The sequence below is a fragment of the Paenibacillus sp. 01T443 genome (genome assembly GCF_056398325.1).
The window spans coordinates 20,948-34,598 of the sequence record NZ_JBFTPE010000009.1 but is presented as its reverse complement, the minus strand read 5'-3'; the positions used below and the strand labels follow the sequence as shown (position 1 = coordinate 34,598).

The 13,651-nt window shown below is 49.3% G+C and carries 6 protein-coding genes; 2 read left to right on the top strand and 4 right to left on the bottom strand.

From position 1 onward, the window contains the following. Nucleotides 1-17 precede the first annotated feature (17 nt). The 3 genes from AC1DLI_RS18520 to AC1DLI_RS18510 form a co-directional block, all read right to left on the bottom strand. The gene (locus AC1DLI_RS18520; RefSeq protein ID WP_477605505.1) at nt 18-1,754 is read right to left on the bottom strand and encodes an ABC transporter ATP-binding protein; all 1,737 of its coding nucleotides are present in this window, start codon (nt 1,752-1,754) and stop codon (nt 18-20) included. Between the two features lie 43 nt (nt 1,755-1,797). Continuing rightward, nucleotides 1,798-3,561 (bottom strand): ABC transporter ATP-binding protein, encoded by a 1,764-nt coding sequence (locus AC1DLI_RS18515; RefSeq protein WP_477605139.1) that lies wholly within the window; start codon nt 3,559-3,561, stop codon nt 1,798-1,800. Nucleotides 3,562-3,658: 97 nt separating this feature from the next. Further along, nucleotides 3,659-4,093, bottom strand: a complete 435-nt coding sequence (locus AC1DLI_RS18510) for a MarR family winged helix-turn-helix transcriptional regulator (RefSeq protein WP_477605137.1) — start codon at nt 4,091-4,093, stop codon at nt 3,659-3,661. A 266-nt stretch (nt 4,094-4,359) separates the two neighbouring features. Here AC1DLI_RS18510 and AC1DLI_RS18505 point away from each other — a divergent pair, with 266 nt between their 5' ends. After that, nucleotides 4,360-4,974, top strand: coding sequence for a TetR/AcrR family transcriptional regulator (locus tag AC1DLI_RS18505; protein WP_477605135.1), 615 nt, complete (start codon nt 4,360-4,362; stop codon nt 4,972-4,974). Between the two features lie 47 nt (nt 4,975-5,021). Beyond that, nucleotides 5,022-7,373, top strand: a complete 2,352-nt coding sequence (locus AC1DLI_RS18500) for an MMPL family transporter (RefSeq protein WP_477605133.1) — start codon at nt 5,022-5,024, stop codon at nt 7,371-7,373. Nucleotides 7,374-7,662: 289 nt separating this feature from the next. On the opposite strand, the gene AC1DLI_RS18495 is transcribed toward AC1DLI_RS18500, so the two are convergent. Further along, nucleotides 7,663-13,515, bottom strand: coding sequence for an OmpL47-type beta-barrel domain-containing protein (locus tag AC1DLI_RS18495; protein ID WP_477605131.1), 5,853 nt, complete (start codon nt 13,513-13,515; stop codon nt 7,663-7,665). Nucleotides 13,516-13,651: the final 136 nt, after the last annotated feature.

Below are 13,651 nucleotides of genomic sequence, written 5' to 3'. Positions count from 1 at the left end.
TTGAGCATACGTCTTTATTATACGACCGCTTCCGCAGTCTCGAACTGGCTGTTGTACAAATCGGCATAGAAGCCGTTCGCAGCAAGCAGCTCTCGGTGATTTCCGCTCTCGATGATATCGCCGTCCTTCATGACGAGGATCATGTCGGCATTCTTAATCGTGGACAGCCGGTGTGCGATAACGAAAGAAGTTCGTCCCGCCATCAGTCGGTCCATCGCTTCCTGAATGAGAAGCTCCGTTCTCGTATCGACTGAGCTCGTCGCCTCGTCGAGGATGAGCAGCGGGGCGTTCGCAATGAGCGCTCTTGCAATCGTAATGAGCTGCTTTTGTCCTGCGGAAAGGTTCACTTGCTCGTTCAATACCGTGTCGTAGCCATACGTCAAGGTTCGGATAAAATGGTCAATGCCGACGGCCTTGCAGACGTCCTTCACTTCGCGATCGGTAACACCTTGCTTGTTGAAGACGATATTTTCTTTGATCGTGCCCTCGAATAGCCACGTATCTTGAAGCACCATACAGAACTGTTCATGCACATTTTCCCTTTGGAGCTCCTGAATCGGAACGCCATCGATGACAATCTCTCCGCCGTTCAGCTCATAGAATCGCATCAACAAATTGACGATCGTCGTCTTCCCCGCACCCGTCGGTCCAACGATGGCGATCTTCTGGCCGGGTAAAGCACGGGCTGAGAAATCGTTAATGATGAGCTTATTCGGATCATACCCGAAGGTAACGTTCCGGAACTCCACCTGCCCCTTAACATCCTTAAGCACCTTCGATTTATGGTTCTCGTCCTCGAGCTCTTTCTCTTCCAAAAATTCGAAAACGCGTGCGGCTGCGGCTGCAGTCGATTGCAGACTTGTCGCGGCCTGCGCAATTTGCCCAAGGGGCTGCGTGAACAGCCGGACATAGAGCATGAAAGCGACGATGACACCAAACGAAATATGATTGTTCATCGCTAATGCTCCGCCGACAATACAGACCGCCACGTAGCCGAAGTTTCCGACAAACATCATGAGCGGCATCGTCAACCCGGATAAAAATTGCGACTTCCATGAGCTTTCATATAATTTATCGTTAATTTCGTTAAAGGTTTCCTTCGCCTTCCGCTCTCCATTATAGACTTTAACGACATCGTAGCCCGAGTATATTTCCTCGACATGGCCATTCATCGCACCTAGGTTCGCCTGCTGGTGGACGAAATGTGTTTGCGATTTCTTGATCATCAGGGTCATAAATGCAAAACCTAGAAAAGTCGAAATGATAGCTGTCAACGTCATCCAAACGTTCGTATAGAACATCATAACCAAGGAGCCGACCAGCATCGTGACGGACGTCACAAGCATCCCGACGCTCTGATTCATCGTTTGTCCGATCGTATCAATGTCGTTCGTGACGCGGCTAAGCACGTCGCCGTTACTTGTGGAGTCGAAATACTTCAGCGGAAGCTTATTGATCTTCTGCGATATGCGCGTACGCAAGCTTCTCGTTACCTTTTGCGTTACCGTAGCCATAATGTAGCCTTGGAAAAACGAGAAGATGACGCTTAATCCGTACAGGACGGCAAGCAGAATACCAATACGGCTAATCGCGTCCATGTCGATTTCGCCCATGAAACCCTCGGTAATGTGATTCGTCATGTCTTCCAGCTTACTTGGACCGATGATCGTAAAGATAGTGCCCACGACGGACAACAGCAGAGCCACGACAATAAGAGGAACGTATGGCCTGCAATACGCGACTAGCTTGCCCATTGTACCTTTGAAATCGATGTTTTGCTTGGTTGCGACCTGTTGATTAGCCAATTTCAAGCTCCTCCTTCGATAACTGAGAGTTCGCGATCTGACGATATACCTCGCAGGTCTGAAGCAGCTCTTGATGCGTGCCTCTTCCTACGATCTTGCCTTCGTCGAGAACGAGTATGAGATCGGCTTCCTTGATCGTTCCGATTCGCTGCCCCACAATCAGGCTGGTAGCGCCAGCCGTTTCTTGCTTCAGCATGGAGCGCAATTGACGGTCTGTCTTGTAATCAAGCGCAGAGAAGGAATCGTCGAAAATGTAAATGTCAGGCTTACGGAATACAGCCCGGGCGATGGATAACCGCTGCTTCTGTCCACCGGACAAGTTCGAGCCTCCTTGCGAGATGCTCCCCTCATACCCGCCTTCCAGCTTCTCAACGAACTCCTCACCCTTGGCGATCGCTACCGCTTTCTTCACATCGTCGGCCGAGCCTGCTGCTCGCCCGTTATCGCCATAGGCTACGTTGGTCGTCACGGTTCCACTGAACAATACGGTTTTCTGAGGAACGTAGCCGAGCTTGTTATGCAGATCCCGCAGCGCGTACTCTTTCACGTTCAACCCATGGACGAGCACCTCTCCGTCCGACACGTCATAAAATCTCGGAATTAAGTTCAGCAGCGTACTCTTGCCGCTGCCCGTCGAGCCGATGAACGCAACCGTCTCGCCCCTGCGCGCAACGAAGCTGATGTCCCTAAGTACATATTCATCCGAATCCGCATACTTGAAGCTGACATTCCGGAATTCAATCTCTCCGACCTTCGCGCCAATTGGCGATTTCATACTGCCATCCCTGATGCTTGGTTCACTATTTAACACTTCCATAACGCGCTTGGCGGAGACTGATGCCCTTGGCAGCATGAAGAAGACCATCGAAAGCATTATGAAGGCCATGACGATCTGCATCGCATAAGAAGAGAAGATGACCATATCGCTGAACAAGCCAAGCCTTGCCGGCGCATCCGCCCCAGCGATCAGATAGCCGCCGATCCAATAGATTGCCAAGCTTAATCCACTCATGATGAGACTCATTACAGGCATCATTAACGCCATTAATCGGCTGGTGAACAGATTCGCATCGGTTAATTCCCGATTCGCATGATCGAACTTCGCTTCATGGCTCGGTCCCGCGTTATAGGCACGAATGACTCGCAGTCCGGTCAACCCTTCCCTCGTTACCCGGTTCAATTGATCCGTTAATCCTTGAATCGCTCTGAACTTCGGCATGGCGAAAAAGATGATGATCGCGATCATGAACAGAAGCAGCGCAACCGAAATGCCGGACGAAAGCGTCCATTGCCAGCTCTTGCTGGAGATTTTCACAATCGCCCAAACGGCTAGAATCGGCGCCTTGATCATGACCTGCAGCCCCATGGCCACGATCGTTTGCACTTGCGTAATATCGTTCGTGGAGCGTGTAATTAGGCTCGCCGTAGAGAATTGGTTCATCTCGGCCATCGAAAACGATTCGACCTTATCGAAGAGCAGGCTCCTAAGCCTCTTGGCGAGCGACGCAGCGCTCTGTGCGACGAGATAGACGACGATGAAGGAAGCAAGTAAGCTCCCGATCGCACACAGCAGCATATAGGCGCCCGGCTCCCACACCTCACTTAAGGAGTTGCCTTCTGTCTGCACCAGCTTCGTAATTTCGGCCAAATAATCGGGAAGCTTCAGATCGAGCCACACCTGGAACACAATAAACGCGGTGCTAATGAGAATAAACCAAACATTTTTCGGATTAAAATACTTTAGAATCTTAAGCATCTACCCAACGCTCCTTCTCCCTGTAGTTAGCAATGGAACTGTAAGCTTACTAACAATATTACTTTAATTAAAGCCGTCCCGACAATACTGACGACTGCTACTCCAAATTGTTTTTGATTTTATCCAAGACAGCGAAAAACGTATCCAGCTCCTCTCGCGACAAGCCCTTCTTCAATTCACGCTCCAATTCAACGTATTTCCCTATAATGGTTTCATGGAACTCGATGGCCTTAGGCGTAAGCATAATCCTCTTTAATCGCGCATCGTAGGGAACCGCTTGTCTCGTAATGAGATTGTTTTTCTCCATCAACTGTAAAATTTTACTCGCCGTCGAACGACGAATCGAGAACTCGTTTTCGAAATCGCGTTGAAAAATCTCTTTGTCTCGGTTATCAACAAAGTATTTCAACGCCCATCCGTGCATGCCTGTCAACTGATCTGCGTATTTTTGATTAATAAACCCGTCAACCTGTCTTTTCAACAAATTTCTTAACGTTCTGAGCTCCAGCGCAACCGATCGGTCAACGTCCATCTTTGCCCCCCTTTTACCTATCAAAATTCAGCTTTTTCCTCATTTTATCACAATACTTGTTAGTTAGCTAACATAATTACGACTACTTGATAGTACTATCCCGACTTTTTTTCACTCTTTGTCTAACTTTGCCCCTCAACGCCACAAATCCGTAACAACTTGCTCATTGTGCATCATTGCCCATTGGGCAATAATATAGATATGGATTTATATTTGAAAAAGCTGCCAGTCTATCAGAAAAGAGGTGAACGCTTAAGCGTTATATGATGAACAAACAAAGCCTACGCGATATCAAAAGGGAAGCAACCGCGAATGCGCTTGCCGAGGCAGCGTTCGCTCTAGCTCTGGAAAAGGGAATGGACGGCTTCGTCGTCGAGGATGTTGTGCAGTACGCCGGTTACTCCAGAAGAACGTTCGCGAACCACTACTCCTGCAAGGAGGAAGCGGTAGCGTCGGCGGCTCTTATCTTCAAAGGCGCCGATGAAATTGAGGATTGGATTGCACGCTTAAACGAGGACATTTCCCCGCTTGAGATCCTGTACCATCTGATGAAGATGCAGCTGACAGCAGAGCATTTCGTGAAATTACAACAGCTTGTATCACTCTCGAAGCAGTACCCGTCACTTGAGCCATACATCCTCAGCGGACTGCGCCGTTTGCAAATATCCGCTCAGGAGACATTGAGCGGGTTATCCCATGGACGTTATCCCGAGGGCTACATCCACCTTCTCGTCGGTGCTGTTTACGGAGCCGTGCTGCCATTGCTTGACGGCAGCCTGAACGTGATGCTTCCAGGTCAATCAGCCGCCGAAACCCCGGAGGCTATTACGCTCGATCACTATTTAGACACCATGTTCGGTTACTTGCGTAACGGATTCTAGTTCATTACCTTACTTTATTTCTACATGCAAAGGAGAAGCATTAACCTATGTCAACTTTCCTGTACAGATTAGGCAAGTCAGCCTATACCAGGCCATGGTATTTCATTGTCAGTTGGATCGCGATTCTCGGAGTTGTGCTCGCCCTGCTCGGAGTCAACGGAATACATGTCAGTTCCGATATGAAAATTGAGGGCACGGAATCGCAGAAAGTGCTAGACCAATTGTCAGCAGAGCTGCCTGAAGCTTCAGGCGGACAAGCAAGCATCGTGTTTACGGCCCCAAAGGGCGAGCGTTTGGATACGCCGGAGCGCTTGAGCTCTATCAGCGAAGCCGTTAACGAGGTATACAAACTTGAGTATGTTATTAATCCGATCGAACTGGCTGCACAAGCCGGAGCATCGATGACCGACGCGGCTGCGCAAGGCAGCCAGACAGCGCAAGGGGAAGCAACTGCCGGGTCCGCTCAAGGAACAGCAGGCGAATTGCCTCCTTACGGCCCGATGATGGTGGATGGTGTTCCGGTACCAGGCGTCATGATCGCTTCGGATGGCAGCGTTGCTCTGTTCCAATTCCAATTCACGGTTCAGCAAATGTCGCTGCCGGAATCGGTCCCCGATTCCGTAATCGATGCTGTTATGAATGTCGAGAAGACTGGGATTACTGCACTGCCAAGCGACTCGCTTTCCACTAAGCCTGCAATCGGCTCGACGGAAGCCATCGGCATTGCCGTCGCCGCCGTTGTTCTCTTCATGACACTCGGTTCGGTTGTTGCTGCAGGCTTGCCGCTTCTGACCGCTCTAATGGGAGTAGGGATAAGCGTAGGAGGAGCATATGCCTTCTCGAAATTCATCCATATGACCGATCTCACGCCTGTTCTGGCGCTTATGGTCGGGCTTGCTGTCGGTATCGACTACTCGCTGTTCATCGTGAACCGTCAGCGCCGCATGATTCTCGATCAGGGACTAAGCGCTCGGGAAGCAGCAAGCAGAGCAGTCGGCACCGCCGGGAGCGCCGTGTTTTTCGCTGGCTTAACCGTTATCATTGCCTTGTGCGGCATGCTTGTGATTGGGATTGGCTTTTTGTCCGCGATGGCCCTTGTTGCCGCTTTGGCCGTCCTCGTCAACGTTTTGGTTGCACTTACCCTGTTGCCGGCTCTGCTAGGCCTGCTAGGTGAACGCATCTGCTCGGCAAAAGCGCGCACGAAGAGCAGCAGCCAAACGAATAAAATTTCTCATGGATTCTCACACCGCTGGGTAACGGGCGTTTCCAAGGGCCGTTGGCTAATTATTGTTGGCGTCATTGTTATACTTGGCGCAGCAGCGCTCCCGGTCGCAAACATGGAAATGGGCATCCCGTCGGGTGCAACGGCGAACTTGGATACTCCATCAAGACAGAGCTACGACGCCATTTCAAACGGTTTCGGCGAAGGCTTCAATGGTCCGCTGCTCCTAGTTGCCCAGCCGCAAGATTCCTCGGACGCCATAACGATGGAGACGCTGGGCGGGCTGGTTCAGGAGCTTCAGCAGAATGATAATGTTTCAGTAGTAACGCCTATGGGCGTTAACAAAACCGGTGATATGGCCATTATTAGCCTCATACCGAAAACAGGGCCAACGGACAAAGAGACGAGAGATATGGTGCAAGAACTTCGTGCCAACGACTCCAGCATGGCGCAGTCGCATGACGTTAAAATTGGCGTTACTGGATTCACCGCGATCAACATCGATATGTCGTCGAAACTGGCAGAGGTGTTCCCTCTCTACGTCGGCATTATCGTTATCCTCTCGCTGATTATTCTGCTGCTCGTATTTCGCTCGATCATCGTTCCGCTCAAAGCTACGGTCGGCTTTCTTCTCAGTGTGCTCGCCACCTTCGGGATTACTACGGCCGTGTACCAGTGGGGATGGCTTCACTCCCTCTTCGGCTTTGATACCGGCGGCCCGCTGCTCAGCTTTATGCCGATTATGGTTACCGGCATTCTTTACGGGCTGGCGATGGATTATCAGGTCTTCTTGGTCAGCTCCATGCGCGAGTCTTACGTCCATGGTCATCGTGGAACGGAGAGCGTCGTTCACGGATACAATCAGGCCAGCCGCGTTGTTGTAGCCGCAGCCGTGATTATGGTGTCCGTCTTCGCCGGCTTTATTTTTGCTCATGATATCATGATCAAACAGATCGGTTTTGCGCTCGCCATTGGCATCCTTATTGACGCCTTCATCGTCCGCATGGCGCTCGTACCAGCAGTCATGGCGGTCTTCGGAGATAAAGCTTGGTGGCTTCCGAAATGGTTAGACCGCATGCTGCCGAACCTGGACGTCGAAGGCGATAAGCTGCTTGCAGAGCTGAAGGACCAGGAAAGCTCCGCTGACATCAAGACTAACCCTAGTCGGGCTTACTGATTCCTTTCTTGAAGAAGATAAATTTCCGCAATAAAGAACGCCGGAGAATTCCCTGCTCAGCGGGGGATTCTCCGGCGTTTTTTTGGTTCTCGAACATAATGAGACATCAACACTTCATTAATTTCGAGGTTCCCTCTGCTCGTGCCGCTTGATTTTTTGGCGCAAACCTGTTGTTTCCATAGCCTTTTCTGATGAATATACACCGCACGCAAAAAAGTGCCTCATTCCGAATGGAAAGAGGCACTCTTCTTGATCAGCTACTTACTCCCCGCAGCACCGGTCAACTTTCTTACTTAACGGTTACGGTGATCTTCTCGCTGGACGTCTCGCCGGACGCATTGACCAATACGGCACGATACTCGTATACACCCGCCGCCTTGCCAGAAAAATTCGTGACCGCCTTCTGGGCAGCAGGCGTCCCTGCGCTCAGCGTCTGCGTATCGATCACTACTCCATTCTCGTATAATCGGTATTCCGAACCGTTCGTTCCCCACCATAGATTCATCGTGACGCCGTAATTCCCATCCCCATCCCAGTTGTCCTGGGACAATACCGCCTTACCCGGCGCAGCATCGGTGACGGTGACGACAAGCGGGTCGCATGCTGTCGTGCCGAAGCTGTTCGCCAGCTCGCAAGTATACATGTATGTTCCGTTCGCTTTGCCAGCAATATCCGTTTGCACGGTCTGCGCACTCGGCGAGCTGTCTGTCAGCGTCTGTGTTTTGATCAGCACGCCGTTCTCGTACAGCTTAAACTTGGTACCGTTGTTCCCCCACCACAGGTTCATGGTTACGCTATAGCTGCCGTCTTTCAATCCCGTGTCGTGTCCATTGTTGTCGGACAGTACCGGTTTCCCCGGTGCTCCGCCTGCAAGCGGAGTTACATCATGCAGCCACTGTGCCCAGCGCGTCAGTGCCGCGGCTAGTTCGGGTGTGAATACTTTGCCGCTTTGCTTGTTCACTTCCAAGGTATACGCCTGTAGCAGTGAACGGGCTTCCGTACCTTTGCGCTGCTCGGCTTTCGCTTTGGCGTTAGCCAGCTGCTGCTTCAGCGAGTTTACTACGCTTTCTGAATCCAGTGCGCCGGTTTCTACCGCGAATGTCCCAGTCAGCGCAGACAGGCTGTCGAATGTCGCATATACGCTGTACGAATGTTCAGCCAACCCGCGGTGTCCCGCCGCATCTTCCGCTTCCGCCGTAACGCTGTGAACACCCGGCTCCAGCGTATACGCCTTGATATCCGCGAGCGGTGCGCCGCATGGCGAGTAAGTGACGCCGGATACGGTGTCGGCTGCGCTGCATGTAATGTTGACTGTCTGATCAATCGTATACGACGCTTCTCCGATCATTTCCACCTGAGGCGCGGTCAGATCGATCTTCACCTCCACCGACTTCGGTTTAACAGAACCCGTTACAGTTATAGGACGATACAGCATTTGGTTCGCCCCTTCCTGTCCTAAGGTGACAGGCGCGTCGTAAACGCTCCAGCTGCTTCCGCCGTCCACGCTGTACTGCACATTCCCGTAGTCCAACAACGTCACCGTTACGGGCACGGTATACCATCCGTTACTTCCGTTAGGTACTTCAGGATTTACAGATGCGACCATCTTGTCAATGATCACCGCAGCCGTATGCGGCTGTTCCACATTGCCTGCCCAGTCAACGCTCCAGTATACTAACGTATGCGCTCCCTCACTGGTCAAAGTAACCGAGTTCCCGGTTTGCTGCGCCCCCCCGTCTACTGTGAAGTAGGTTGCCGCAACACCGGAATCTGCATCGGCGGCATTAAAGGTTACCTTGGTATCCTTGTCAGCCCATCCCTGCGGTGCATCATCCGTTGTCTCCGGAGGGGTCAGGTCTGCCGCTTTTACAACCCCATGCAATCTCAGTTCAGCCATATTTCCAAACCAATTACTCCAATTGTATACACGGATATAACGGTACGGAACTTTGCTGCTGACCGTGAAGCTTTGCCAATCTCCTGATGCTATAGCTGCTGTTGTAAGATCAGTCCAGTTCGTATGATCGTTCGAGCCTTGGAGTACGGTATTCTTTATTCTGCTGAATAGATTACTTTCTTGTCTTCCAATCAGCTCCACACTCGACAGTACAGCTTGATTGCCTTCCTTAAAGTCAAAGGTAATATAGCTTCCCGCTCCAGTTCCATTCAGACGGAAATCAGTTATCGAACCTAAATTGCTGTCAAAAAGACTATTCACGATTGATAAAGTTGCTGCTGCAGATCTCCCTGAAGTGGAATCAATGAGATTGGCGATGCTTGTCACATTGCGAATCACATCGGACTCATCGACAATGTACAGCTTGGAACCGTCTGTCGTAGATGTCGCCGGGTATCCATCCACTCCGCTTTGCCCCTTGTAATCAACAGCGAAATTCACGTTTCCTGCTGCCGTACCTTGATTCAAGGTCGCCTCTGCTGACCAGTTGATGTTATCGGCAGAACTAACCGTTGCATCCAAGCCTTGAATCTTAACCTTTACGTTTTGGATCGCTTCTTTTGCTTTGAAGGACAGTTTTACCGTGTTACCGGGCACAATCCTGCTTTTAAGGCTCTGAGCCGAGCTGATCGAAAGCGTCTCGATTTTGTTCGTGGATTCAACAGAGCCATATAACCGCAGTTCGGCCATATTCCCATACCAGTTGTTTCCATTGGTTATGCGGATATAACGGTAGGGTACTGTGCTGTTAATCGAAAGCGTCTGCCATTCCGTTGTATTCCATGCTGCACCCGAGATGTTCGTCCAAGTCGCGTTGTCGTTGGAGCCTTGCACCACTGTGCCATTAATTCTGCTGGCATAACCATCCTGCCTTGCGATCACTTCCACTTTCGAAAGCAATGCTTGGCCACCTTCTTTAAAGTCAAAGGTAAGGTAAGCGCCATATCCGCTGCCATTTAGCCGGAAATCCGTAACGCTACCTAAATTTTTATCAAACAATGCATTAGCCGTTGCCAAAAGATCGGCCGGATTTCTTCCACTGGAATCAATAAGATTGGCAATCTCTAGCACATTAGAAACATAAGCTGTCTGGTCTGCAATAAATAATGTAGAGCCGTCTGTTGTAAAAATGGTTTCCTCTGCATCCATTCCAGCTGCCGTTTTGTAATTGATCCTGAATTTCACTGTACCTGGTTGTGTACTTTGATCCGTAACGAACGTTGCTGTCCAGTTGATATTGTCAACAGTGCTGGCAGCTATCGTTTGGCCCTGAATATTTACATTCACATAATTGATCATTTCTGTAGACTTGAAGGACAAACGGATCGTATCCCCTGGAACAATTCGATTTTTCAGGCTTTGATCCGAGCTGACGGAAACGGACTCCAGTTTGTTTACCGTCTCATGGCGCTGACCAAAGATTCTAAACTCAGCGACTTCCAGCATGGTACTCGACGGCTCTATCATTTGCATATTCAAGAATCGGTATTGCTCATTTTCGAGCCCGGCTTGTACCTCAAGTCTCTGCATATCTTCCGTAACCGTTGTAAGGCCGGGTGTTAACCTTGTCCAATTTTCTTTATCATTGGATCCGAACATAGCAACGCCGCCAATTCGTTCCGGAAAACTAGCTCTTACCTGAAGCTCGAAGGCATTTGCTGAAATTTTGTAATTGGGCCCTAAATCCATGTAATGAGTCCGATCTTGCGCTGTAAAAAAGCCCACAAAACTATCATTCGTACCATCCAACCAGTTCTGAACGGCATTGCCCATTGTTGAACTAACAAACATATTCGTAAAATTAACGCTTCCGTCTTCCATTAAAGGCGTCAATACTTGAAGACTTTGAACCGCATGATTCAAGTCAAATAGTTTCTGATAGAAAACCTCATCAGATGCATTTGAAATTTGACTCATTACGTCCGCATAAACATTGTGATAATGATCAAGCGTTGACGTAATATAAAGTGTGTCTGCAAGATAGGGCGCAATTACGGCGTTAACTGCAGATTGCCGATCGTTTGCCGCTACAATGGTAACGTCCCTGGTCGTAACCGAAGTGCCGTCTGACGCTCCCACTACAAAGGAATACGTTCCCGCTTGTGTCGGAGACCAGGATAATGCGCCGGTGGTCTCATCGAACTCCGCACCTGCAGGTAAATGATCAGCCTGATAGGTAACTACATCCGTTGTGCCAGCGTCTGTCGCAGAGAAATCGAAATGAACAGCGTTTGTAGACCCCAAATAGGTGAATAGAGATAATGGCTCGTTGCCTGCTGTAAATACTGGAGGCGTCAGCTGTACTCCGGCTTTTAAATGAATGTGGTCGATATCAACCGTAGTGCCGGCTCCTTTTATATTAAAATAAACGAGATCGCCGAGCCCTTGGAAATTATTGAACGCATAGCTGATGTATCTCCATTGCCCCTTTGTATCCGGAAGCGTCACGGTATCGCCAAACACTTCCATTTTCGCTACGCCATTAGTCCGAATCTTGAATGCAATGGTTCTCTCCCCGCTGCCGGCGCCAACAAATGCAATTCTGCTTCCCTCTTCCGTTGCCGTAATCTGAGCGAAGGTAGTCTCTCCCTCTTGTTTTGTCGTCGAATGACTGTCTAGCTTCGTGTATCGATCCTCTATTTCTCTCAAATCCGGATTTGTTATCGCCTTCGGAATATTCTGTGTACCCTCGGCCTCCGCTTCTTCAGGGATATAAAGCCAATAATCCCCGCCTCCATCAGGCGACTCCCAGTAGAAAGGCAATCTCTTGGCAAACATCTCGGTAAAGTATGGAGCTTCTGTCTCCATATTTAATCCTGCCGTATATTTATAGTAATAGTAAAGGTCATATACATTACCGCCAATTCTTCCTCTATAACCGCCGGCCAATTGTTTATACACGATGGTTGGACTTCCATTTACATCTGTATGTGCCGCAACCGGTATCCAAGGTGTATCGTGACCAATCATGTACCGGGCAAAATAGTCCGCAGCTTTTAAGATTCGATTATCGAGGAATTCGTAGGGGCCAACAGCATTCGGTGCTGTAGAAACCGTCCCAAGCACCGGATCTACCTTTGTTTCCTGGGCTAGCAATAAACGCGATAAAATTTCCATATTGGTTACGTCGCCAGCGCCATGCGCCTGGTCCCTACCCATTTCGACATGCTGAACTACTGGGGGATCAACCTCTTCCCCTGTCAATATATTCGTATCTACCAGTCTGAATAATGCCTTAATAGCTCCATTTTGCCCCTGATCGACGGCGGTCTTGTTAACGGTAAACCACTCGACTCCCTCATTATACCGGTCCCTGTTACCGGTAAATATATAACCTGACATGGCTCCCAGCAGCGAATAAAGATGTTGGTTCATAAATCGATCATTCGTGTGTTGGAAGGTTTCAATGACCGGATTTATTAGATTATTCGTAAAATCGGTCACATCTTTCTCCGTCCACTCTAGTTCTTCGTTTTGCGTGCTTGTATACCTCAAGATTTCTGCGGCAGAAACCATGCGGTTGAGCGGAATTCCCGTGTGAATATGTGCATCGTTAAAATACACGTATTTCCCAGGATCCATCTGCGACCAAATTCGGATAATACGCATCGCATTCGCCCGATATACCTCATCACCGGATACGACATACAAAAGGGCTTGGGTATATGCCTTCAAACCATCGGCTATAAATCTTGAGTTAAAGCCCTGGCTGTTAAAGGCATCACTTGCCGGTTTTGTTGGGTCCGCGCCGCTCTGATTGATGGACGTGACGGTCTTTGAAGCGGCCGAAGATAAGAGCATTTGATTAAAATAGGTAGACCAAGGCTCTTTTTGCGCCAGTACCTGTGTCCTCAAATTTTCAAGAATATCCTTAGTTAGTCCGACACCAGGATGTTTGAATCCGCTTTCATCGATTACCTCATTAATTATGGGCTGATATCCGGTAATAATCGATAGCTCTGTTGTTTCCGCTGCAGATACTTCCGCCGGTAAAGGCAGGATCGTTGCCAACAAACAGATGGAAACAACGAAGGCCAATAAACGCTTATTAAACCTTTTACCAAAATTAACCCCTTTCAGAAACATCATTTTCACCTCCCTTGATGTCATGTGCTTACTGCTGCTTACAGTCCCCCTAGGATAGAAATCGTTCTCAAACAAACCGCTTCGAAACTTTACTCGCATTCATAAAACCTCCTCTTATACTAAAATCATAAAGCAGCATTCCGTATGATCAGGATCAACACTATCATCATGAAAACGCTTTATCTATTGCAATATTATTCGTTTTCATCCGTTTTCTTTAAATCGCCTTGTATAA

What these genes read in the sequence shown, in the direction of transcription:
- AC1DLI_RS18510 (WP_477605137.1), bottom strand. Translation starts at nt 4,093, where the DNA reads ATGGACGTTGACCGATCGGTTGCGCTGGAGCTCAGAACGTTAAGAAAT.
- AC1DLI_RS18505 (WP_477605135.1), top strand. Translation starts at nt 4,360, where the DNA reads ATGAACAAACAAAGCCTACGCGATATCAAAAGGGAAGCAACCGCGAAT.
- AC1DLI_RS18520 (WP_477605505.1), bottom strand. Translation starts at nt 1,754, where the DNA reads ATGGGCAAGCTAGTCGCGTATTGCAGGCCATACGTTCCTCTTATTGTC.
- AC1DLI_RS18495 (WP_477605131.1), bottom strand. Translation starts at nt 13,515, where the DNA reads ATGCGAGTAAAGTTTCGAAGCGGTTTGTTTGAGAACGATTTCTATCCT.
- AC1DLI_RS18515 (WP_477605139.1), bottom strand. Translation starts at nt 3,561, where the DNA reads ATGCTTAAGATTCTAAAGTATTTTAATCCGAAAAATGTTTGGTTTATT.
- AC1DLI_RS18500 (WP_477605133.1), top strand. Translation starts at nt 5,022, where the DNA reads ATGTCAACTTTCCTGTACAGATTAGGCAAGTCAGCCTATACCAGGCCA.